This is a genomic window from Phytoamicus setariae (assembly GCF_016722925.1).
Taxonomy (GTDB): Bacteria; Pseudomonadota; Alphaproteobacteria; order Rhizobiales; family Rhizobiaceae; genus Rhizobium_E; species Rhizobium_E setariae.
On the sequence record NZ_JAEQNC010000021.1, the window covers coordinates 25,343 to 50,130 of the forward strand.

At 55.2% G+C, this 24,788-nt stretch carries 13 protein-coding genes and 1 pseudogene; 4 read left to right on the forward strand and 10 right to left on the reverse strand.

The window, feature by feature from the left end:
• Positions 1-1,147: 1,147 nt before the first annotated feature.
• Complete coding sequence (locus tag JJB09_RS25045) at positions 1,148-1,522, forward strand: hypothetical protein (protein WP_201663833.1); 375 nt, start codon at positions 1,148-1,150, stop codon at positions 1,520-1,522.
• A 193-nt stretch (positions 1,523-1,715) separates the two neighbouring features.
• Here the strand turns inward: JJB09_RS25045 and JJB09_RS26980 are convergent, their stop codons facing one another.
• Positions 1,716-1,850, reverse strand: a complete 135-nt coding sequence (locus JJB09_RS26980) for a hypothetical protein (RefSeq protein WP_281431864.1) — start codon at positions 1,848-1,850, stop codon at positions 1,716-1,718.
• A gap of 4 nt (positions 1,851-1,854) precedes the next feature.
• Here JJB09_RS26980 and JJB09_RS25050 point away from each other — a divergent pair, with 4 nt between their 5' ends.
• Positions 1,855-3,225, forward strand: coding sequence for a site-specific DNA-methyltransferase (locus tag JJB09_RS25050; RefSeq protein ID WP_201663851.1), 1,371 nt, complete (start codon positions 1,855-1,857; stop codon positions 3,223-3,225).
• Entirely contained in the window at positions 3,218-4,168 is a 951-nt protein-coding gene (locus JJB09_RS25055) for a DUF5681 domain-containing protein (protein WP_201663834.1), read from the forward strand. The genes JJB09_RS25050 and JJB09_RS25055 overlap by 8 nt, the downstream gene beginning before the upstream one ends.
• A gap of 78 nt (positions 4,169-4,246) precedes the next feature.
• Here JJB09_RS25055 and JJB09_RS26985 read toward each other — a convergent pair whose 3' ends face one another.
• The 4 genes from JJB09_RS26985 to JJB09_RS25075 all read right to left on the reverse strand — a co-directional run bounded on the left by JJB09_RS26985 (position 4,247) and on the right by JJB09_RS25075 (position 18,819).
• Positions 4,247-16,801, reverse strand: a complete 12,555-nt coding sequence (locus JJB09_RS26985; RefSeq protein WP_201663835.1) for a calcium-binding protein — start codon at positions 16,799-16,801, stop codon at positions 4,247-4,249.
• A gap of 35 nt (positions 16,802-16,836) precedes the next feature.
• Positions 16,837-17,445, reverse strand: a complete 609-nt coding sequence (locus JJB09_RS25065) for an imm11 family protein (RefSeq protein WP_201663836.1) — start codon at positions 17,443-17,445, stop codon at positions 16,837-16,839.
• 117 nt (positions 17,446-17,562) lie between these two features.
• Complete coding sequence (locus JJB09_RS25070) at positions 17,563-18,195, reverse strand: imm11 family protein (RefSeq protein WP_201663837.1); 633 nt, start codon at positions 18,193-18,195, stop codon at positions 17,563-17,565.
• A gap of 96 nt (positions 18,196-18,291) precedes the next feature.
• On the reverse strand, positions 18,292-18,819 hold the full coding sequence (locus tag JJB09_RS25075) for a toxin-activating lysine-acyltransferase (protein WP_246748974.1): 528 nt from the start codon (positions 18,817-18,819) through the stop codon (positions 18,292-18,294).
• A 453-nt stretch (positions 18,820-19,272) separates the two neighbouring features.
• Here JJB09_RS25075 and JJB09_RS25080 point away from each other — a divergent pair.
• Positions 19,273-19,596, forward strand: a pseudogene (locus JJB09_RS25080) (IS110 family transposase); the annotation flags it as partial.
• A 524-nt stretch (positions 19,597-20,120) separates the two neighbouring features.
• Here the strand turns inward: JJB09_RS25080 and JJB09_RS25085 are convergent.
• The 5 genes from JJB09_RS25085 to JJB09_RS25105 all read right to left on the reverse strand — a co-directional run bounded on the left by JJB09_RS25085 (position 20,121) and on the right by JJB09_RS25105 (position 24,788).
• On the reverse strand, positions 20,121-20,522 hold the full coding sequence (locus tag JJB09_RS25085) for an ester cyclase (protein WP_201663839.1): 402 nt from the start codon (positions 20,520-20,522) through the stop codon (positions 20,121-20,123).
• 420 nt (positions 20,523-20,942) lie between these two features.
• Positions 20,943-21,575, reverse strand: coding sequence for a tyrosine-type recombinase/integrase (locus tag JJB09_RS25090; RefSeq protein WP_201663840.1), 633 nt, complete (start codon positions 21,573-21,575; stop codon positions 20,943-20,945).
• Between the two features lie 350 nt (positions 21,576-21,925).
• Positions 21,926-22,636 carry a transporter substrate-binding domain-containing protein gene (locus JJB09_RS25095; protein ID WP_201663841.1) on the reverse strand — a complete coding sequence of 237 codons (711 nt, stop codon included), beginning with the start codon at positions 22,634-22,636 and terminating at the stop codon, positions 21,926-21,928.
• A gap of 269 nt (positions 22,637-22,905) precedes the next feature.
• The gene (locus tag JJB09_RS25100; RefSeq protein WP_201663842.1) at positions 22,906-24,444 is read right to left on the reverse strand and encodes a response regulator; all 1,539 of its coding nucleotides are present in this window, start codon (positions 24,442-24,444) and stop codon (positions 22,906-22,908) included.
• Positions 24,441-24,788 (reverse strand): Hpt domain-containing protein, encoded by a 348-nt coding sequence (locus tag JJB09_RS25105; protein ID WP_201663843.1) that lies wholly within the window; start codon positions 24,786-24,788, stop codon positions 24,441-24,443. Before JJB09_RS25105 ends, JJB09_RS25100 begins: the two co-directional genes overlap by 4 nt.

Sequence of the window (24,788 nt, forward strand, 5' to 3'; positions counted from 1 at the left end):
GCATCGAATTGCCGTGTGACGAGATCAAATCGCGGTTTCGCGCGACGACATTGGCGTTCTGCGCGTCGCGATTGCCAATTCCCAGAGGTGAATTACAGTTCTGCAGGTTGAGATTGTCGACTGTAGGGATCGGTGAAGGTTGGGAAGAATGAGCGCTGAGCCGGACAGCACTCGCTTTTCGACGGAGTGCCGGCCCCTCGATCGAATACGCCCGCAGCCGCAGGTGCATACGGCGCGGGCACCTCGTTGCTGACCTTAATCGCGCGGGCCGGCCCCGGTCAGCTTTTCTCACTTTAGCGTTAGCGACTGAGTAGAAAGTCGGCCTGAGCTACTCGAAAATTGTGGGCAGGGACATCGGCGCCCTGCCTGTGCCGCAGCTTACGACGGCCGCCGATGGCTCCGCTGCAACTCCATGGTCCTCAAGGGGGCACGCCACTCTCCCCGTACCAGCAGCCTGCAGCTAAGCAGGGTGCCAAACCGGACGTGCGATTTCCCGGTTGTCATGAAGACCGACCGTGGTGTTAGTCAGTCTCGCCAGAGAGCTCAACCCTCTTCAGGCGAACAAGCCCATGAACTCCACTTATGAGGGAAGTGAAAAGAAGTGAAGTTTGACCGTGTCCTTCCTCAGCTCGTCGAAACTTCCCAAGAACCACCCTTCAGGGCGCAGACCAAATTATCTCGCGTCGGCCATTCTCGTCCAGCCGTGGGGTGGAAAGCTTGAAACTGAATTCGGATTGGCAGGCTTGAGGGACGAGTTCCCGTATTTCAACATCGACGTCCCCAAGTAGGATCCGGGAGAGTGTCAAGTCGACCAGTGCCCTTAAATTGTGGGCAGGGACACCGGCGCCCTGCCCTGTGCTGCAGACTACGGAGGGCCGCCGGCGGCCTCGTCTGCAACTCCTTGCCCATCAACGGGGTACGCCACCCTCCCCGTAAGCGTGTCACTGCTACCTGGACAGGATCACCCAACCGGACCGGCGATTTCCCGGTTGTCATGTTGGACGAGTGTGGTGTTAGTCCGTGTCGCGCGGGAGTTCAACCCTCATAGATAGAGTATCTCAATTTTTCTCTTTATAAGGGAAACCATAAACGCTAATACCCTTGCAGATAGATCCAGCGGCAACCGAATTGAAGGTTCAGGCACGCGATGAGCTTCGAGACGAACAAATGGATCCGCGTCATGTGCGACTATGGTGCAGACGGCGTCTGGGATGACGACGGCGTATCCCGTGACCCGGAAGCTCTGCCGCTTCCGCCTGATCTCGTAGGCCGCATTCTTAAATGGCAGGAATGGTACGATCAGTCTTGCGTAGACGGCGTGTTACCAGGAGACGATTTCGAAATGGATGCCTTCGTTAGCGAAGGTCTGGCCATCGCGCAATCTGTAAAGGTGGCGCTGCCCAATTGGACCGTGATCTATTTCGATGAAGCGAACTTCAGGAAATATCGCATACAAAGTCGCAGTTTGCCGACTTTTGCACTGAGTAGGCTTTCCTTTGAGTATGAGATCTCGCTCGATTGACCACGAATGAACTTTCCCACACGGGCACCACCAACAAACTCTCCCCAATACCGCTGTGCCGGTGTGTTTCAGCGCATTGGGTCAGGTCAAAAGCTATCCTCAACCTTTGTTTTGCCTACAGTTTTCGTGGCGTTTCCACTTTAAATAGGCACGAACTCTTTGAAGGACGTTTTGAAGCCGCTTTAAAGACCCTTTAAAGACGTAACGAAATTGATCGATTTTTCGCCACCAAAGATTGCACATGGCGCCCTTCTCCCCAATTGATTTCGATCGATTGCGCCATCATCATGCTCATGTCGTCTGATTTCTCGTCCAGGATCGCTGTCATGAACATGCATTCCCCCTCCATCGAAATGCTGCCGCTTTCGGCACTTCGGCCCTACTCCGGAAATGCCCGAACCCATTCACGCAAGCAGGTAAGCCAGATTGTCGAGAGCATTAAACGCTTCGGCTTCACCAATCCGGTCTTGATCAGCGATGATGGTGAGATCGTCGCCGGGCACGGTCGCGTTTTGGCCGCCAAGGAGCTCGGAATGGCGGTGGTGCCAACTGTCAAACTTTCACATCTCTCCGCCGAAGAACGCCGCGCCTATGTCCTGGTCGACAACAAGCTGGCGCTAAATGCCGGCTGGGACACAGAAATCCTGGCCATCGAACTGCAGGCACTGATCGACCTCGACTTCGATGTGTCGCTGATCGGCTTTTCGCTGGCCGAGATCGACTTCACGCTGGATCAGGCGCGCGAAGCCTCGCCGTCGGTTGGTGACGACGCTGCCGACCGGATCGTCGAACCGTCGTCCGGACCACCGCTGACAGGAATGGGTGATCTCTGGCTTCTCGGCCGCCATCGGCTTCTCTGCGGTGACTCCCGATCAGCGGAGGACGTCAGCCGGCTCGTTAACGGCACAAAGGTCGATCTGATCTTTGCCGATCCGCCTTACAATGTGGCGATCGACGGCAATGTCGGCGGGCTGGGATCGGTCAAGCATCGAGAATTCGCCTTCGCTTCCGGCGAGATGAGCAGCGCTGAGTTCACTGCGTTTCTGACGACAACACTCGGTAATGCCGCAAGCGTCACCAAGGACGGCGCCATCGCCTTTGTCTGCATGGACTGGCGACATATGCGCGAGATGCTGGACGCCGGTGAAGCAGTGTTCTCGGAGCTGAAAAACCTCGTCGTCTGGAACAAGACCAACGGTGGCATGGGTAGCTTTTATCGCTCCAAGCATGAACTGGTCTTTGTCTTCAAAGTCGGGACTGCTTCCCATACCAACAGCTTCGGTCTTGGGGACACCGGACGGTACCAGACCAATGTCTGGGATTATGCCGGCATCAGCAGCCTTGGCACCAATCGGATGGACGAGTTGGCGATGCATCCGACCGTCAAACCGGTAGCGCTGGTCGCCGATGCGATCCGCGATTGCTCGCGGCGCGGCGAGACCGTGCTCGACCTCTTCGGCGGCTCTGGCACAACGATGATTGCCGCCGAGCTTTGCGGACGTCAGGCGCGGTTGCTCGAATTCGATCCAATCTATTGCGACACCATCATTCGACGCTGGCAGCAGTATACCGGCAAGAAGGCGATGTTGGCTGAAAACGGCATCGACTTCGAAGCTATTGCCGAGGGCCGGCTGCTGCCCGCAGCCGCATCACCGCCTCCAACCGCACTTGCGACCAGCAGACGGAGGCGCTCCAATGGATGAAGAAGATATCAAACATCGCGTCATATTCGGAACCGGTTACGGCAAGCCGCCCGAACATGGCCGTTTCCAGAAAGGCCAATCGGGCAACCCCAAAGGTCGACCGAAGAAAACTACGTCCGATCTTGCTCTCCCCGACCGACCCACGCTCAGCGCAATCCTCGCCATCGCCGACACAATGGTACCGGTGCGTGAAGACGGTGGGTTGAGAGAAATCAGCATGCGCGAGGCGGTGGTGAGAGCGGCATTCGCTAGTGCAGCCAAGGGCAATGCACGCTCGCAGTCTACAGTCATCGGTCTGCTTCAGAAGAGCGATGAGGCCAAGGCGCTGGAAATACGCAAATCGATAGAAATCTGGAACGAATACAAGAGGATAACCTCAGCACACATCGCAACAGCAGAAAAGCATGCAAGCCCTCTCCCGAAACCCTTGCCGCACCCCGACGACATCATCATTGATTACACCAACGGGCCCCAGTTTCTTGGACCGATAGACGAAGAAGAACAGCGCAGGCTCGATGAGACACTCCGCTATCGCGACGTCCTGATTTTGCAGGATGCGCTCGACCATCGCTGTAGCACCAGACTTAATGGGCAGCCGCTAACCGAGCCAGGATCTGCGGGACTGATTGCAATCCTGCTGGAGAGAGCCATCCCACCGCGACTAAGGCTTTCGAACACCCAATGGCTCCTCCGTACCATGAAATTTGAGACCATGCCGAAGCGCGCGTTGCTCAAGAACCTGTTCGAAGCATCGCAAACGCTCGGCACCCCGCACCCGAGAGGGTATGTGTTTCCGAATCTTAATAGCACTCAAAGGCGCCTCGGTATGATCTTTGAGATTTTGCGCGACATCCGAACGAGTGGCCTAGACCCAACCGCAATGAGCAACGAAGATTGGGAGGATGCAGTCGGCTGCATAATCGCGAGACATGCATCAAGTTGAGCGTCAACGTAGTGGAGAGGTTGGCAGCCGAGTTTCGGCTGCCAACAAATAAAGCCAGTTGCGGTAGGCAGCTGTCACCTAACCAAGCATGAAATCATCCAGATGAAGATTTGTCATGGATACGTTCTTCAGCCTGATCGTGTTATTAGCATCGTAGGTAATTACCGTGTCAGCACCCACTTGTGTTGAGGCTGCCATCACGGAGGAAAAATCGGCAAACTGCCCATCCTTTATTCGGATGACATCGCCGATTCCCGCGCCCGCCACGAAATCGTTGACCACATCCTGGCCGAAGCCGGCCTCGAACACGAATGTGTCGTTGCCTGCGAGCCCGACAAGAGTATCGTTGCCGAACCCGGCCATAATGATGTCGCCGCCCGTTGTGCCGGTGATCGTTTCATTTGCTGCTGTTCCAGCAACATAGGCAACGTTTGCCACCATCTGCGATCGGTTCCAAATTGTTCCATTGGCGAATGTGATACTGTCGACGCCCTGGCCGAGATCGTCGATCAAAGTGCCGATGAGGTTGATGGAGCCACCGGCGCCGGGCCCCGGGGCGCTTCCGGTGATCCAGACGGTCAGGTCCGCTCCGTTGCGCGTTAGAGTGACATCCCCGGCATTGATATCGGTGAAGACCAGCTTGTCACCGGTGCCGTTGCCTCTGGTTTCGGTGATGATGTCGTTGCCGTCGCCGCGGGCATAGATGTAGGTGTCGTTGCCGCCGATGCCGTTGATCAGGTCGTTGCCGTGGCCGCCGATAAAGGTCTCGGTGCTGTTGAAGCCAACGATCGTGTCATTGCCGCTGGTCTGAACGGCTTGGATGGCTTGCGCCCGGATCGTGGCGGCGTTCCAGGTGGTGCCGTTGGCGAAGACGATGCTGTCGACGCCCTGGCCGAGATCGTCGATCAAAGTGCCGACGAGCTTGACCGAGCCGCCGTCGCCGGCCCCCAGTGCGCTCCCGGCAATCGTGATGGTCAGATCGGTACCGGAATAGGAGAGACTGACATTGCCGGCATTGATATCGGTGAAGACCAGTTTGTCACCGCTGCCGTTGCCTCTGGTTTCGGTGATGATGTCGATGCCGTCGCCGCGGGCATAGATGTAGGTGTCGTTGCCGCCGATGCCGTTGATCAGGTCATTGCCGTGGCCGCCGATAAAGGTCTCGGTGCTGTTGAAGCCAACGATCGTGTCATTGCCGCTGGTCTGAACGGCTTGGATGGCTTGCGCCCGGATCGTGGCGGCGTTCCAGGTGGTGCCGTTGGCGAAGACGATGCTTTCGAAGCCCTGCCAGAAATCGTCGATTAAAGTGCCGACGAGCTTGACCGAGCCGCCGTCGCCGGCTCCCGGAGCGCTTTCGGCGATGGTGATGGTCAGGTCGGTGCCGACATAGGAGAGGCTGACATCGCCGGCGTTGATGTCGGTGAACACCAGCTTGTCAGCGGTGCCGTTGCCTCTGGTTTCGGTGATGATGTCGTTGCCGTGGCCACGGGCATAGACGTAGGTGTCATCACCGCCGGCGCCGTTGATCACGTCGTTGCCGTGGCCGCCAGTATAGGTCTCGGTGCTGTTGAAGCCAACGATGGTGTCGTTGCCGCTGGTCTGAACGGCCTGGATGGCTTGTGCTCGTATCGTGGCGGCGTTCCAAGTGGTGCCATTGGCGAATGTGATGCTTTCGAAGCCCTGCCAGAAATCGTCGATCAAAGTGCCGACGAGCTTGACGGAGCCACCGTTGCCGGCTCCCGGAGCGCTTTCGGCAATCGAGATGGTCAGATCGGTGCCGGAATAGAAGAGGCTGACATCGCCGGCGTTGATGTCGGTGAAGACCAGCTTGTCACCAGTGCCGTTGCCTCTGGTTTCGGTGATGATGTCGTTGCCGTGGCCACGGGCATAGACGTAGGTGTCATCACCGCCGGCGCCGTTGATCACGTCGTTGCCGTGGCCGCCAGTATAGGTCTCGGTGCTGTTGAAGCCAACCATGGTGTCGTTGCCGCCGGTCTGCACGGCCTGGATGGCTTGTTGCCGGATCGTAGAAGCGTTCCAGGTGGTGCCGTCGGCGAATGTGATGCTTTCGAAGCCCTGCCAGAAATCGTCGATCAAAGTGCCGACGAGCTTGACGGAGCCACCGTCGCCGGCTCCCGGGGCGCTTTCGGCAATGGAGATGGTCAGATCGGTGCCGACATAGGAGAGGCTGACATCGCCGGCGTTGATGTCGGTGAACACCAGCTTGTCAGCGGTGCCGTTACCTCTGGTTTCGGTGATGATGTCGTTGCCGTGGCCACGGGCATAGACGTAGGTGTCATCACCGCCGGCGCCGTTGATCACATCGTTGCCGTGGCCGCCAGTATAGGTCTCGGTGCTGTTGAAGCCAACCATGGTGTCGTTGCCGCCGGTCTGCACGGCCTGGATGGCTTGTTGCCGGATCGTAGAAGCGTTCCAGGTGGTGCCGTCGGCGAATGTGATGCTTTCGAAGCCCTGCCAGAAATCGTCGATCAAAGTGCCGACGAGCTTGACGGAGCCACCGTTGCCGGCTCCCGGGGCGCTTTCGGCAATCGAGATGGTCAGATCGGTGCCGGAATAGAAGAGGCTGACATCCCCTGCATTGATGTCGGTGAAGACCAGCTTGTCACCAGTGCCGTTGCCTCTGGTTTCGGTGATGACGTCGTTGCCGTCCCCGCGGGCATAGATGTAGGTGTCGTCGCCTGACAATCCGTTCAGGGTGTCGTTACCCAATCCGCCATATAGAGTTTCACCAGCGCTGGTGCCAACAATCGTATCATTTCCTGCTGTTCCTCCAATCGCGCTTACAATGCCCGAGATCGTGGCGCGGTCCAACACTGAACCGTCGGAAAAAACAAGGCTCTCGATACCATAATTGCCACTCACAAATTGGTTTGTGACGACAATTGTCTCGCCAGTCCCCTGGATGGACACAAGCAGATCAGAACCTGCCTTCGAAAGGACAATGCCTGAAAACGACAGGTCACTCAGAAAAATCTTATTTGTCGAGGCGCTGGAATTCCAGAGCCGATACACATCGTTTCCGTCACCGGAGCGATACATGATCCTGTTACCACTGACGTAGTCGGCGTAGACTACGTCATCGCCCAATCCCATATCGATCGGAGCATTGGAGATCTTGAACGGGCTGGACGATGTGCCGAGCACGTCGTTGCCGGAGGTACCTCGAACCCATGATGCTTCTATGATCTGTGCGCGGTCCCAAACCATGCCATCCGCGAACAGGATTCGGTCAATCCCCCAGCGCTCGTTTGGATTCCAGAATTGGTCTTCAAACGTAATTACGTCGCCTGTACTATTGACGGTAATCAAGGCATGCATACCCGAGCGCGAGAAGGTCAGATCGCTTGCGTTCAGGTCAGTGAAACGCATGGTATCGATATCGGCGGAATTGTATTCCTCATCGATGTAGTCTGCGCCATCGCCGCGCGCATACACAAAGGTATCGCTGCCCGCAGCGCTGTTAAAGCGGTCGTTACCAGTGCCGCCACTAAATACGTCGTCGCCGGCGGTCCCTGTAAGTGTGTCGTTGCCAGTCGTACCACGTATCCACGATGCCTCTTGAATCTGGTTCCGGTTCCAAATTGTACCATCAGCGAAGTGGACCCGCTCGATTCCCCAGTTCGCGGTCGCGGAATAGAATTGCTCATCTAGTGTAATGACTTGGCCAGTGCCATTCACTGTAATCTTCGCGTGAGCCCCAGAGCGGCTGAAGGTCAGATCTTCGACATTGAGGTCGGTAAAGCGGAGCACATCGATATCAATCGTCGAGCCCGACTCGTCATCAATATAGTCGCTTCCATCTTTCGAGCTATAAACGTAGGTATCGCTCCCGGCCAAACCTAGGAGCTTGTCGTCACCGGCTCCTGCGAGAATACTGTCTGCGCCCGTGGTCCCAGTGATCGTTTCGTTTCCGATGCCGGCGCCCAGGTACAGGACTTTGCTCGGTATATCGGCGGGCGTTAAGATAACTCCATCGGCAAACTGGATTTGCTCGACACCGACATTGTTACCCGTGGACAATCCACTACGAATAGTGACCGATCCTCCATCCATTGCGAAGAGATCGCTGCCATTCACGACGATCGTTACATCTGCGCCGTTTCTGATGTAGCTGACATCCGTGGAATTGATGTCGCTGAAGATCAGTTTGTCTGCTGCTCCCCAAGAAACGCCCGTTTCATTGACGACGTCATGCCCGTCACCGCGAGCATAAATGTACACATCATTGCCTCGCCCTCCGGCAAGCTCGTCATTTCCTTTTCCACCTATCATGGTTTCAGAGTAGCCAAATCCCTCCAAATGGTCGTCACCATCAGAAGGCAGGGAAGCCAGCATTTCCCCCAATTGTGCCGGCACCCAAGTGACTCCGTCAGCAAAGACGATCTGCTCAACACCTATATCTTGCCAGTTGGCTATAGCATTCTTGATCAAGATCGAGCCGGCGTCGCCCGCGCCTGGAGAACTTTCAGTGAAAACAAGGATGACATCATTCCCATTTCGTGTGAGCGATGCTTCGTTGGAATTGATGTCAGCGAGCAACAGCTTATCCGAACTGCCCCAAAGGCCACCGGTCTCATCAATCGTGTCATGCCCATCTCCACGATTGTAGATGTAAGTATCACTGCCTGCACCGCCGACCAAGTTGTCGTTGCCGCCGCGACCTGAGATGAGGTTATTTGCGTTGTCACCAATGATCACGTCATCCTGAGGTGTTCCGGCATTATCGAGCAGCATCTGAAACAGTAAGGTTGGTGTCCAAATCGTGCCGTTAGCGAAAACAATTTGCTCGATTCCCACTTCATTCGAATTGGCAAGAGCACCTTTGATCAGGATGGAGCCGGCGTCGCCTGCACCCGGAGAGCTTTCAGCGAAGCCAAGAGTGACGTCGTTGCCATTTCGTGTGAGCGATACCTCATTCGGATTGATGTCTAGCAGAAGTAATTTATCGGAGTTACCCCAGTAAGCGCCGGTCTCATTTATGGTGTCATGGCCACCCCCGCGACTATAACGGTAGGTATCGTTACTAACAAATCCCAGGAAGTTTTCGTTAGCAGAAGTGCTCGTGAGCAACCTGTTCCTGAGGTCTACTTCGGTCCAGATCGTGCCGTCGGCAAAAACGACTTTGTCGACGCCAGTGCCGTAATAGTTGCGGAGCGTGCCATTCAGCCGAACCGAGCCGCCGTCGCCGGCACCCGGAGAGGATTCCGCAATCATCAACGTCACATCATCGCCATCGCGGACCAATGTCACTTCCGATGGATTAATGTCGGCGAAGAGAAGCTGATCTTCATTGCCACCCTGCATGCCGTCGATAATGATGTCATGACCATCCCCGCGGCCGTAGCGGAAAGTATCGTTGACACCAAACCCTTGTAATGTTTCATCGGCCTGCGTGCTGGTCAGCAACCAGTCTCGTATCTGGTGCGGCGTCCAGATCGTGCCGTCGGCGAAAACGACTTTGTCAATGCCCGTGCCATAATAATTGCGGAGCGTGCCATTCAGTCGAACCGAGCCGCCGTCGCCAGCCCCCAAAGAGGATTCCGCAATCATCAACGTCACATCATCGCCATCTCGGACCAATGTCACATCCGATGGATTAATGTCAGCGAAGAGAAGCTGATCTTCATTGCCACCCTGCATGCCGTCATTAATTACATCGTTGCCGCCACCTCGTGCATAACTGAATATATCGTTACGCCCAGTGCCGACCAATGTCTCATCGGCCTGAGTGCCGGTCAACAACCAGTCTCGCATCTGGAGCGGTGTCCAGATCGTGCCATCGGCGAAAACGACTTTATCAACACCGGTACCGTAGTAGTTGCGGAGCGTTCCGTTCAGTCGAACCGAGCCGCTATCGCCGGCACCCGGAGAGGACTCTGCGATCACCAGTGTCACGTCATCGCCATCGCGAACCAACGTAACGTCCGATGGATTAATGTCGGCAAAGAGAAGCTGGTCTTCATTACCGCCCTGCATGCCATCGACAATGATGTCATGACCATCGCCGCGACCGTAGCGGAAAACATCACTTGCATCGAAACCATAAATTGTCTCGTCGGCAGATGTGCTCGACAGGACATACGCTCTCAAATCGTCTTCGGTAATGGATGTTCCGTCAGAGAACATGAACTCTTCGATATCGTTCATATCGAAGTGGCCAGTGTAGAACTCACCCCAGATGGTGAGCGTCTCACCGGTCTGCGTTAGTGTAATAAGCAGATCGTTGGAATTCCCGATGCGCGAGAAAGCCACATCGGACTGTGTTATGCCCGTGCCGAACACCACCTTGTCATCGTCCGGGTAAAGAACGTTGTTCCAAGACTCTCCGATAATGTCATTGCCCGATCCATAACCGAACAAATAGGTATCTGAGCCGTCTCCGCCATCAAGTTTGTCGTTGCCTGCGCCTCCATCGAGCGTATCACTGGAATAGAAGCCATAGATGACATCGTCGCCCTCAGTTTTCGCATCGACAAGATGCCTGCGACGCAAGTCAGCCGACGTCCAAATCTCTCCGTCTGAGAACTTAAATCGATCCACCATGTCTGGCTGATAATTGATTGACGTGTACCAAACTTGGCCGAGAAGAGTCAGAGTTTCCCCGGTATTTTTGAGCGTGATGGTCAGATCATTCGATGCACCCTTTCGTCCGACAATGACATCATCAGAAGTCACCGAGCCCTGGAAGACGACGGCATCGTAGTCGCCACCGAGCATTGGATCGTCACCATTTTCCTCGATCGTGTCGTTCCCATATCCTGCACCCCAGATATAGGTATCGTTACCGTCGCCGCCCGACAGGAAGTCGTCTCCAGCTCCACCGTCGATCACATCGGCAAGGTCGAAACCGTGGATCGTATCGTTGCCTGAGGTTCTCCAGGACGTCAAAGCCATTTCGGCCAAATTTTCATATGACCATACGGTTCCAGGTTCATCGGAAAAGCGGACGGTTTCAATACGGTCGAAAAAGATCGCACCGAACACGAACGCATATGTCGAAGCGTATTGGCCAAGAAGGGTCACACTGTCGTTCGAACCAGCAATCCTGAGAACGATCGAATCCCTGTCGCCTTCAACACGGTCGAAAATGATATCGCTTGATCCAATCCCGGCCCCGAAAACCAATGTATCGTCAGTACCAGAGAGAATATTTGTCAGATTGTCTTCGTACTTGTCATTGCCGTCACCTAGGTTGAATATGTAGGTATCCGACTGATTGCCGCCAGAAACATAATCATCACCCTTGCCTGCAACGAGCACATCCTGACGGTCCATCCCGTAAAGCAAATCATTGCCAGTGGTTGAGTATGTTTTCAGGACCAAGCTTGCGAGTTGATCGAATGAAAGACTGCTGCCGTCATCAAAGGTGTAGAGCTCGATGCGGTTCTGGTACCAGTTGCCATAGACACCGGTATAGGTCGCACCAAACAGGCCTTCTAGCCTGATTTGATCGCCGGCATGGTTCTTGAATTTGATAAGTAGGTCGTTGGAGGCGCCGTCGCGCTCAAAAACCAAGTCCGCAATGCGAATTCCATCAAGGAATTGCAACATATCGTTGTCGTTGCGGAAGGCATTGTTCTCCAGATCAAAAATGGTATCGGCGCCGTCACCGAAGCTATAGCGATAGATATCGGTGTCACCGCCCCCTTCAAGGCGGTCGTCACCATGCCCACCCTGTAGTACGTCGATATCTTCACTTCCAACAAGCGTCGTAGAATTGTCGTCGATCTTTGATACGGCCAGGGCAATATCGGTTTTCGACCAAAGGGTTCCGTCGGCGAATGCAATTTGCCCGACGCCGTAGTCAAAGGACGCGTCGCTGATGGTAGCCCCGGGCCAGCGCCCTTCAAATTCATTGGTAATGCGAATTGTTTCACCGGTCACCGCATCGGTGAGCAGAAGATCAGCGCCTTCCCGGGATGCGATAATATCGCTCGCATTGTGAGCGGAAAAGCGCAGCGTATCGAAACTCGAATCTAGCGCGCCATCCTTATCGTAGATCTCAGTCGTACCGAAATGGCGACCAATAATATAGTTGTCCGAGCCGCTTCCGCCGCGAACCAACACCTCGTCACCATCGATAAGGATAATATCTTCGATACTGCGGCCATCGACTGTCCCGGATCCGTTCTGCACCAGACCTTCGGGGATGCCAAACGCATCGGCGAAATTCGCGACGCTGATCCCGCCGTTTTCTCGCTCCACCGCGTTCATCATCTGCTGTACGAGATATCCGTAATTCACCGGCAAATTGCCGCCACCGCGGGAATAGTCGGCGAAGAAGACGTCCATGAACGGCTTCCATTCCGAAAGCCAGGCCACCGGAGTCGCGACTGCCTCTGCGTCCACGAGCAAGGCGTGGAAGACGTCGGATATATAGCGTCCGGCCTGACTGACGAAGCCGTTGCTTGCAACGTCGTAATCGACACTGTCGAAATAATGCGCCAGCGGACCACTTTGTACCGCGATGCGGACTGCGAATGTATTGAGCACCGTATCCATCTTGGATATCAGTGCCTCGAGCGCATCGTTGCCGGCGGACGCGTTGTCTGGTTCCTCGAAGAACGGCTCCAGAGACTCGCCCATCACGCGCTCATAGAAGGAGAATTCGTTTGCAGACAGGCCCGCGAACGATGCCCCTTCGGCCAGACTGTGCGACCCGCCGCTGATGCTACCCGCCCAGGATGTGATCGAATAGTCGTTGAGCACAACCGTGCCGCCCGCACCCTGGAAGGTGACTGACTTGTCGGGCGGATTGTGGCTTAGGTCAGGGCCGGATACCGAGAAGGATGCATTGCCATCCGCCGAGAAAAAATTGTTGAGGAGATCGCGCAAGGCGGCTTGCATCTCTCCCCCGGTCATCGTGGACGAAGCGCCGCCGATCGACACCGTAAGCTTAGCACCGGACGCAAAAACCAGCTCGAGATGACCGCTCGAAGAGCCCTCGCGGATCGATGTCGTGTAGTCGCTGACCTGCGAACCGTTCTTGATAAAAATCATGTCGTCATAATCGCCCGACGCCATCACGCCCGTGTGCACGACGCCATCGATCTTGATCGGCGACCCCAGCGCCCATGCTTCCAGGACCGGCTGTACAAGGACGCGCAAGGCCGAGAGATCGGGTGTGTTGAGCGCGGCAACCGCGGCACGGACTTCGGCCTCGCTTTCCGGGCGCACGCTCATGGCCTCATGCAGCGATACCAGCGTGCCATAGCCCTTGAGATCGGCGAGATCCCTAACGCTCGCCGAAACCGCGATCGCGGGACCGACATAATTCGTCGTCTGGTTCTCGACCTTGAAGGTGACATCCGCCACGGTATGCGTCGATCCGTCCGATTTCGTGTAGCTGGCCGTCTGGTTGATGATGTTGCCATTCACCACGGCAGGATTTTCCGCATCGCCCGGGGCGATAATCTCGGAGGGGACTTCGAACGAGGTGATGCCCCATTCGGAAGCGCTTTTAAGTTCGCCGGCATCCGTGCGCAGGTCCTGGTCGGCATCCTGCCAGATCAGGAGCTTGTCGAATGTATCGCTGGCATTGACCACGCCGTCGCCATTGAAGTCCGCCAGCCCGTTGTCATTCAGATCAACCACACCATCGTGGTTGCCGTCGAGCGCCTTTAGCATCTCGAAACCGGAGGTCGCCCCCTGGCCAAACATCTCGTCGGAACTGTCGATCCTTCCGTTGCCGTTAATGTCGCGCGCCAGTACACCGTCGTCCCTGCCAACGAAGCCCGTGGCCTCGGCATAGAGATCGCCGTCGATGTCGAAATGGTTGTTGGCGCGATCAAGCGCCGTCAGTTCGATGCCGTCACCGTCGAGATCAAGCACCAGCGGATCTTCACCACCAAACCACGCCTTGCCGGTCATGGTTTTGATCATCCATCCAATCAGATCGAATGCCCCGGCGCCAACTGCCGACGCTTTTCCCACCTGATCCTGGGTCATGTCGCGGAACAGGACAGTTTCCAGTTTATACTCCAGGAGGAAGATGTTGCCCGCGCCAAGCTGACCGCCACCCTCTCGGTCTACGAGCGTATCCTGAAAGTTCAGGACATACATTGTCGCCGCTTCGGGGACGGAATTTCCATTCTCGTCCTTGTGGGTGACTTGCCAAAAAACGTTGCTGATCACCAATTCGCCAGAATCGTTGAGACCGTAGGCGGTCCCATATGGCCCCCAGGCCCATGGGCTTTCGGACCAGCCGTTCTTCAGGCCGCCATAGAGCGTGAGGCTACCCAGAAGAGAGATGCGGTCGTCTGCGCTCAGATCGGCAATTGCCACACCGTCCTGGAACCAGACCTTGTCCTCACCCTCGCCGGTATAGACGATCGATCCGTAGTCGGAACTGATAAGTACATCGTCGTGATCGGTGAGGATAATCTTGTCGGCGCCTTCGACATGGAGCTTGTCGTTGTAGCCCAGCAGCCCGCCCGTGGCATAATCCGTGATCGCCTCCAATTCTTCGGACAATCCTTCGGACGTGAAGACATCGTCGTCGAGCGTCACCTCTGAGTGTTCATGCGTCGTGCCCTTGATGTAGATCAGACCGTGATCGATCTCAGAGTAGTCCACAACGTCGACGCTGGTCGTGAATGCGTTGTCTGAGAGCGTCTCGCCCTCCGGCAACTCGCTCTGCACGCGACCGGATTTGCCCATATCGACGATGATTGCCGTATCGAGGGCGGCTTGAGAGACCTGAAAAGTATCGGCGCGGTCGGACAATTCAACCTTTTCGATACCGAAAAGAAAATCGGTGCCGGAGGCGCCGGTTGCCTGATCCTGAACTGTTATCTTGACAACCTCAGTTGCGCCGAGCATTGCGGTATCAAGCGTTTCGACAGTGATCCCTTCATTTTGAAGCGCCGCCTCGTTGCCTGGCGTTTCTGGATCGTCTTGTCGCATGGCGTCTACGGCATAGCGAACCGTATCCGTCTCTGCCTTGTTCATAAGCCAATTCAAAAAATTGCCGGCTACACCCTCGTATTCGCTGCCGCCAAGATAAACATCGCTCTCGTTCTGCCGCCCGTCGGAGCCCTGCTCAGTCACGGAATCGATAAATGTGTCGGAGCCGGAACCACCAATGAGAATATCACGTCCGAGGCGTCCTTCGATGACGTCGTCTCCTCCGCCACCGTACACAATATCGTTTTGGGAACTGCCATGGAGGGTATCGTTGCTGCTCGTCGCCACTGCCATGATCGCGTGCAGGGTATCAAACTCCGACTTGCGATCATCCACTGTGTGGTCAAGACCATCGGCAGTTGCGAAGGTCTGGACAGCATCGACAATATCCCGAAGGTCGAAGTTCGGGTTGCCATTCCTGTTGAACAGTTCTGTAATGGCGGCGTGGATTAGAGCCTCATCAACGGGACGCTCATTCGCAGCGACAAATTCAGCAAGATCTCGCTGAATCTTGTTGCCAAGACTCATCAATGCCTGAACGCCGTCAATGACACCCCAAGTCACAACCCCGATGCTGACCATTCCGGCTGCAACCGAGCCCAGTGTCGCTCCCACGGCTACAGTCACGCCACCGATGGCCAAGCTGGTTGCAAGCGAACTGAAACCGAAATCGACCGACATTTTGGCGAATTCAGACCAATTCCCGGTGGCAATAGCATTCTTCAACGGGTCGTAGAGAGCATCAAGCGCCTCGGCAAGATCGCCGATAGAAGATCCAATACCTGATACAAGACCATGCTTGAGCGATGCCTCGAACTCAGGATGGCTCGACGCTGCTTGCATTCGCTCCATGAAATCATCGGCGAGCGTCCGCGCCTCCTCCAGTGAAATGCTTCCGTTCTCATGTGCAATGGTATGAGCTATCAGCTCTTTCGCGTCCGATATTGTTTCAATCTGACCAGAAACTGCTTTGGCATAAGTGCGAACATCCTGAGGAACTGCATTTTCATCAAAGCCGTGATCGGCGCGGTTCCAAACGAAGGTTTCGGAATGACCGGGGACATTTTCTTGCACGCCAAAATGCCGGCGCGCAGCATCAGCATCCAATCGAGTATTCGTGGGATCAGCGCCAGGATATACTGGAATTCGGTCAATCACAGTTGCGTCAGCATTCGGATCGGCAAACGAGCCATCGTCGGCTTCACCGTCCAAAGCCGATTGAAAAGCAGAATATTGCTTTATGTTTTGATAGGTAAATTTATCTTGATAATATTTCAAAAGTCCAGCTTCACTATATTCATACTCATGCTCAGTTAAATATTTTTCGGCTGCCGGGTCTGACAAATCAAGAAATGTTGGCGGAAATCCTTTAAATTCAAAACCATCAATCGACGAGTAATCCAACCCTTGCCGAAAACAACTTTGAATAGCAGCAAATTCCGCTCCCTTTTGCGAATTTGTTAATAAAGGATTTGCTTTTAGTTCCCCAAAGATATCGAGCAGTGCCTGATTTAGCAGGGGATGTGTGCCGTGCAGGGGGCTACCGCTCGCTATTGCCGTCGCAATGTTTCGCTGTGCGGCTATTGGAACAAGATTATAAATTGCATCCAGTTTAAATTGGCCGTTGGTCCATAATTCTATTTCTTCAATAAAAGCATTGTAAATTTCTTCTGGTATAACGTGATGAATTTCAACAATACTCGCCATAACAGAACCCTATAAGTAAAAAATTAGAGGGATAACTAAATATCTTTCGCCTTCCGCAAAACTGAAAATGTAAGTCCTCTCTGCCTCAATGCGGCCTCAAAACCATCTGAAACAAATAAATACCCGACGTACCGTTCCTCCCTCCAAATATTAAACCCACCCATCAATGATTTCTTAAAAGTTACACTCAATGGTCCCGATCCAAAACCAAGAGAAGGTATTTTCATACTTTCATTTCCTTTACTCCAAATATTTCTCGACACTTCAGATTTTTCATCAATAATACTATCTTGATTTGCGTATACATTAAGTATGTACCAGGCACTTCCATCTTGTAAATTGTCTATACTGAGGGGTAAGAACTGGTGACAGCTGGGGTCCATCTCTTCAATTAAGTCCCGCAAAGACTGTGAAATCACCATTGCTCCGCCGTGTGTCACGAATAAATCCCGTGGACGCTTTCCCGGACGCCGAAGCAACAAATGCTGCGGCGTCTCTTCCGGAGGCAAGAGACGATTGCCGAACTTGAATGTCGTGGAAATTTCCACGCGCCGCTCCAAATCTGGTACCTTTACGTCAAAGTCCTGAAAGTCGCCCAAGAGAAAATACGGCGATATGCTTGCCATTTGAACAGCATAGGTCATTTGGTTGGGTCCTTAAGAAACTCCCCCGGAGACATCAGAAGTGCCTTGTAATAACCCGAGGAGAAAACTGTGATGATTGGTTGATGGTTCCAGGGCATAAATCATGGCTTGATATCCTCAGATCATATGCGCAGCGGCACATGAAACATCGCGTGGTGGTATAATCTTTGCATGATTACCTGCTACCTCCCGCGCTTTTCGCATCTCGAAGAATTCGATCTTTCTTCTTTTCAGCTCGGCATGAAATGCGTCCGACACCAACAGGCTGTCTGGATAGCGTCGCTCCCGCCAAACATGCAGCCCTCCTAGTCTCGCGCTATTGATCGTCGCGTTAATGTGACCTTTTTGGGCGGGGAAATATTTGAAATACATGATTTCATGACTATTCGCCGGCGACCCAGAATTGGGCCGAACATCTGATTGGTCATCGATGACACTGTCCTGTTTGGCGTGCACATTCAAAATGAACCAGCGCCCCGGCTCCACCCGGTTATCGATGCTGACTGGCATGAATTGATGCAAATCAGGGTCCATCTCCTCCATCAGCGCACGCAACTTTTCGGAGACGACCAGAGCGCCATTGTGCGTCTTAAAAATGTCCCGTAGACGTGCACGAGGCTTATCCAGAACCAGATGCTCCGGCGCCTCTTCCGATTTCAATAGCCGCTCCCCATTCTTGAAGACGCCAGCAACTTTAGCGCGCGCGTGAATATCTGGAACCTTGATTCCCAAGTCAATCAAAGTTGCCATTATGAAGTGTGGCGCCTCGGTTCCAAATCTTACTATATAGGTCATGCATTCCCTTTTTACGGCGGCTTGGAAACTCTGATACTCAGACTTAATTGCCTATGTATTTGAACGCAACGGGCGCCCTAACTGCCCCAGCGCTTGCTGATCCACCAACTCCCTCACAACAGGATGAATGTTGATCTCATTCTTCTTCGCCACTCGCCGAAAACTCTTCAGCACCTCGGTCGCCATCTTCTCACTCGGCGCAATCACATCAAGCAGCCATACATGTTCCCCGCTCACCCAGTCCTCAGCCCTTAGGCGCACTGGAAATACCCCTGCAGAAATCTGCTCGCGGATACGCTTGTCCGCCTCCTCGGATACCGAGGCCCAGATGGCGATCGTCGCCGGTGCAGCCGCCGCCGTCACATCTTTGTCGGGCGATGCGGGAAAGGCGATGACGATCCTGTCCTTGATCAGCGGATCGATCACCAATTGCTGAAGCTCGGACAGCATCATGTGCCGGTAGCGGGCAACAGCTGCCATGGCGAGAACCACCTGCCCGAAGGTCGATTGTACTTTCGCCCGGACCTCCGCAACCTTCGCTATCACTTCACTGGAAGGCAATTGCGACGCTTCGGTCAAACCAGTATCCTGAGCTTTAGTGCCGCTAGTATTCTTCATATAGTTTAGTTCCCACACGCATAGGTAGAATTATTATGGTCACATAACGCACATTGCAAGCCCCGCGTGAATGTATTTTTATCTCGCGCTTAGGAGGCATGGTTGGACAACCGACGCGACCGTCCAGTCGTCGATCATTTCGTGGAAGTAGGCGTGGTCTACGCTGGACAGTTATTACTTCATCACGGAGAACTTGGTGATCTCCAGCGTAACCACCGGCAAGGTCTGCTTTCAGGAAACTGCGAAATCGACTGCCAAGGCCGGCTAGAGGGCGCTTCTACTAAATGGCATCAGTCGGCCCATTGTGGCCATTGAACTGATGCGTTGGATGCCCCCTTCGGCTGGCGTCGCTATGATGCCTGCTTCTAGCCATGGTGGCGCTTACGGAGGGAAGGCAGATGACACAGGTGTCATATCCTTGCTATCGACCTTGCGAAACGGTGCTTTCAGGTCTGCGCAACAGATCCGGGTAGTGCGGTTCTATTCAACCGCGCCCTATCCCGGGTCAAGTTACAGCAGCTTCTCAGCGATCACCCGCCTTGCATCGTGGCGATGGAAGCTTGCGCCACGAGCCACTTCTGGGGCCGGTTTTCTCGCGGCCACGGCCACGATGTCCGCCTGATCCCACCTATCTACGTCAAACCTTTCGTAAAACGTCAGAAGAACGATGCTGCTGATGCGGCTGCGATAGCAGAGGCGGCGCTACGTCCAAACATGCACTATGTCGAGGTGAAGAGCCACGCCTGAATCAGCAAGAGCTGTTGCACGCCTTCGCGTCAAAAAGTTGACATCGATCGCCGGCGACGGATGTCAGCTTTGGGGCCGTTTGCGGACCGGCAGCTTCTGGCGTCGGAAAGTGGATAGCGGACATCCAGCCCGGTGGGGCTAGGGTCTCAGACTGGCGCTTCGGCGTCGTTCCAGGTCGGGTGGACAATATGGGCTCATCACCGAATAGCGGACTATTGGCGGTCATCGAAGTCCGTCTGTGACCCTTTTCGAAGTTGCTGCCAGCGAGCCAAGATCCGAAGTCTCGCGGTACGACGCGGTAGATTGCAGTAGATTCGACCAACAACGAGACGTAGCCCTATATGTGTGCTGCCAGTCAACGAGTCTCTCCGTGGACTAGCGGCAGTGCTGAACAATGGTGTGCGACCGGCGGCGCACGTTGGCACGTGTCGAATTGACGGTGTTCATCGTCGCTGAGCTGGCTACGGATGGGCTACACCCGCCAGCCCGCTGCACCGCCCGTCATGAAATACGGGCTACCTGGTGAGCTGCTGCATCAGCGAGGCCGCATCCATGATGCCCCAATGCTCGGTGACCTTGCCGTCCTTGACGCGCATGTAGTCGGCGACGGCGATGGTGATTTTCCTGCCGGTCGCGGGTACGCCCATGAACTCGCCATGGTGGGTACCTGTGGCCGTCGCCAACGCCGACACCAGGTCGCCATCGCCGAGGACCATGTCCGGTTTGATGGTGAAGCCGCCAAAAGCGGCGCTGGTGGCCTTGAAGAATGCGACGACGGCCGCTTTGCTCCCGTCCATACCGGGGAGCGGCTCATGCTCTATGAAGTCGTCCGACATCAGCTGCTCCATGGTGACGAAGTCCCCGGAGTTCCAGGCTTCATAAAGGCGACGAACGACCGCTTTGTTGTCCTCGGACATTGATGCTCTCCCTATTACCGAAGAGGCGTGGGGAGAGAAAGTACTACAATCCAAGACCTTTTCAAGGGGAAGGGCGGCAAGGACGACCTGTGCGGACCTTGCCGGGGACGACGATCAATGGCGGCCAGGGCGCGGGTATGATGATCATTCGTCCGCCGCAGCACGGGCATTCGATGAATGGATGAGCAAGCGCGAAAATTCTAACATGAGCACCATCGAACCTATAGTGCTTTTGTCCGACATGGCCATTGGGCCGAAGACCTCGTGTCTACGCAAATGAAAGCCCGCCTGTGGCGCAACTGCGACCCTCGTTGTCACTGCGGCATGTCCACTTTGCAGCAACAGCGACCTCGGGTTCAACGGCCGCTATGCGGGCGCTATCAAGACGCACGGCCCCGCTTAGCGCGGGGCCACACATTCTCAAATCTCTATATGCTCTGCCAGTCCGAGCGCGTCCTCGATGTCCACGCCGAGATACCTGACCGTGTTCTCGATCTTGGTATGTCCGAGTAAGATCTGGATCGCACGGAGATTGCCAGTGGCCTTGTAGATCATCGCTGCCTTTGTGCATCGGAGCGAGTGCGTGCTGTAGTCTTCGCGCCGTAGCCCAATCGCGGTGACCCACTCATCGACCAACCTGGCATATTGGCGAGTGCTAAGGTGATCTGCATGATCGACCCTACTCGGAAAGGCGAAGTCATCGATGGCGCCACCTCTCCGTTCAAGCCACGCGAGCAAACTTGCCCTGACCTCCGCCGTGATCTCGAACTGTACTGCACGCCCTGTTTTCTGCTGGATAACCATGGCACGGGTTCGGATATCGTGGCCCGTGACGAGGGTTCCGATCTTGATCTTAACAAGATCGCAGCCTCGTAACTTGCTGTCGATCGCTAGATCGAACAAAGCCCGATCCCGCATGCGTCCCTCTCTATCGAGGAAGAAACGAATTGCCCAAATCTGCCGCTGCTTCAGCGGCTTCTTAACGCCCACCATTCGACCGGCATTCCATGCAGGACGCCCTAGTGCAGCAGGATCATATTGCGCGATACCCATCTGAGTTCTCCTTCGGCCACCATTGGCCGTGCGGAAAACGTCTAGTTTTGAAGTTTTACTTGGGAGACCACGCTGGCCGATCGGGCGGCGCCAGCGTCTGAACCTAGTTGATGAATTCCGCTTTTGGCCCAAAGTCGCAGTTCGGCTGAAAAGGTTCGCCCTGGCGATCCATCGAAATCACCCGGCGGATCTCGTCGGATTTGAAGCCGATCATCGCGGGCGAGCGGCGTCCAGCAAGCGCAATGACATCGTAGAGTTCGGTGACGATGCCCTCGATCGTCAGCCAGTGCGCTTAACGACCCGAGAGTCCCCAACCTATCGAAGCGAGTCGAGTGAAATGTCGCTTGTCCTTACTGCTCGGTCATATCCATCCCGAACCATTTCAGCGAGAGAGCTTTGAGGGTTCCATCCCGCCGGAGCCCATCGACAGCTCTCTTGAGCTCGGCCGCGAACTCCGGATCCCCCTTCTCGATGGCGATTGCGCTCGGCGTGTAAAGAAGCGGCTTACCGATAATCTTGATCGGGCGACCATTGGCGATCTGACTCATGAGGGTGGACAGAGAGTCCACGACGCCATCCAGTTCTTTGCCGTCGCCCTTAGCCAACGCCTCGTAGCTTTCGTCGGTTGTTTCGAAAGGCATCACGACAGCCTCGTTGATCTGATAGTCGATAGCTGGCAAGCCCAGAATTTCAAACGGCTCGTGGGTCAGATACTTGTGGTATTCGGAGGACTTTACTGCTCCGATTCTCTTGCCGCTCGCGTCGGCTGGAGTTCGAATTGTTGTGTTGTCCCGATGCACTGCCAACGAACCAAGCGAATAATCATAAACAGCAGGGAAATCGAGCTTTTCGGCGCGCTGCCTTGTCGGGGTTACGCTCGGTGAAACATCCCACGCGCCCTGCCATCTGCCAGAAATGACCGTCGAAAAATCGGCCACTTGAAACCGGGCATTGACGCCGAGTCGACGCGCGATTTGCGTCATGACCTCGATGTCAAATCCATCAAAGTTACCGTCATCCGTGCGCCAGGAGAAGGGCGGCCAAGCAGGGTCTGCTGCCACGACCAGAACTTCTTTTTGCCTGACTCGATCGAGAACGGAGCCGGCGAAACCAGACGTCGATGAGACGCCGACCGCAAGCAGCGAAATCGCTGCACCCGATATCCAAGATCTTGTTCGCACGCCTGGCCCTTCTTTTTAGTGTTTTCACATAGCTTCGGCCAGAAACGGTGAGTTATAAATCCATCCCCGCATCCAGTACCGCGCGCGTGCGCAACTACTTCGATCGCAAATATTGCCGCTGTTGAACCGGGTCGACAGCGGGTGCTGTTTTAGACGGCAAAGTCGTCGGCAGTCGCTGTATCGAACAGAGGCGGCTCCTCTTCTGCCTCCCCTTTCGGCTCAACCATAATCAGTCCAATAATGATCAGACCGAGGGCGGCCCAGGTCCATAGCGGAATGTATTCGCCCAGCAGCACGATGCTCCAGCCGATGCCTGCTGCCGTCACTGCGTAGGCGTTTTGGCTCGCGAAGACGGCACCGGTTGTCTGTATCAAGTAAATGAACAGGATCATGGCCGTCGTCCCCGCGAGCGCCATCAACACGATCAGCGCTCCCAATTTCCCGCCCAAGAGGTCCAACGGGATCAGATCACCCGCTGCGACTGCGATGACGAAAAGCATCGCCATCGATGCCACCAGCGAAACACCATAAATTGCGATGCTGTCGATGTGCGCGGGCCTCTTTTCCGAAATATAGATGTCTTCGAGGCCAAAAGTGATGGGTATGACCAAGGCGAGCGCTATCCACGTCCAGTTGTTCTCGCCCGAGCCGGCGCCGGATTCGCCGTAGGTGAGAATTACGGCAACACCGACCAATCCCAACGCGAGACCGAGAAAGCGCTTCAGGCTGGGGGATTCTATTCGCATGACTGCTGCGAACAGAAAGACCATGAAGCCCTCTAGTACGATCACGATCGACACGATGAAGGCCGGTAATTTGCTCGCCATCCAATAAACCAGCACTTGGTTGACCACCGAACTGATGAAAGCGAAGGTCAAGACATACATCCATTCGGCACGGCCGAATTGGCTCAGCTTCGGTAATGACCGGCGGCGCATCGATATAGCAAGACATATCAATGCGCCCAATGTATCCACCAAAAATGCGAGCCCGATAGGATGGACCGCGATGCCGGCCGCCATCTTCGAAAGCGGCACCAACAGGCCGAAGAGTGCGCCGCATGCGAGAAGCAGAAGTCCGCCGCGGAAGGTCCTGATGTTCTGGCGCATTTTGCGCTCGCGCTCATAGACCTTTTGCGCCATCGTCGAGAAAACCTTGGCCAGACGTCCCAAGCCATCCGTGCGGCTTGCAACATCATCGAGCCCCAGTCGCGAGGGATTGAAGTGGCCAGTTTCCAGCGCGGTGGCGGCTTTCGTGAGGCGCGCGACCTGTCGAAGATATTCGCGCTCAACGTCCCTTAGCCTCTTCTTCTCAAGGCATGTACTGACGCGCGCCTCCAGTAGAGCAGGCTCGAAATCCTTCGGCAGGAAATCTTCCGCGCCCAGTTCTATCGCCTTGATGACGCTCGACATCTCCTCATCCAGCGCCGAGATGACAATGACCGGCAGGTCGCGCGTTTCCCGCGAGGACTTCAAAACCTTCAGCACGTCGTAGCCGTCCATTTCCGGCATGACGATATCGAGCAGGACGACATCCACGGGACTTTCGGCGATACGTGTCACCGCCTGCTGACCGCTTTCAACGACGATGGCCTGATGACCCAGCGCTTCGACTGCTTTTTGCAACTTCAGCCGAACCATTTTCGAGTCGTCAACGATGAGAATTCTGCCGCTGCTGTTCACGATCATGCACCCCGCCGCAACATGGAAGACAGTTCGATCGCCGCCTGGGCATGGAGCGCCTTCGCCCGGCCAATATCGCTGGCAGCCGGCAGATTCCCGGCCACATAGCATCCTTCGATGCATGCGCAGGTTTCACCAAGCTCCATAGCCCCCATGTCGCGGGCATTGGACTTCAGCGAATGCGCCGCACGACGTGCGCCGGCATGGTCAGCTTCGGCATAGGCGTGTTCCAGGGCAGTGATCAGAGTCGGCGCTTCCTCCAGAAAGGATTCGATGAGCTCCCTAAGGTCTTCATCGCCTCCACCCATCACTCGCTTCAATTTCTCAAGGGCTTGCATGTCGATCGGCAA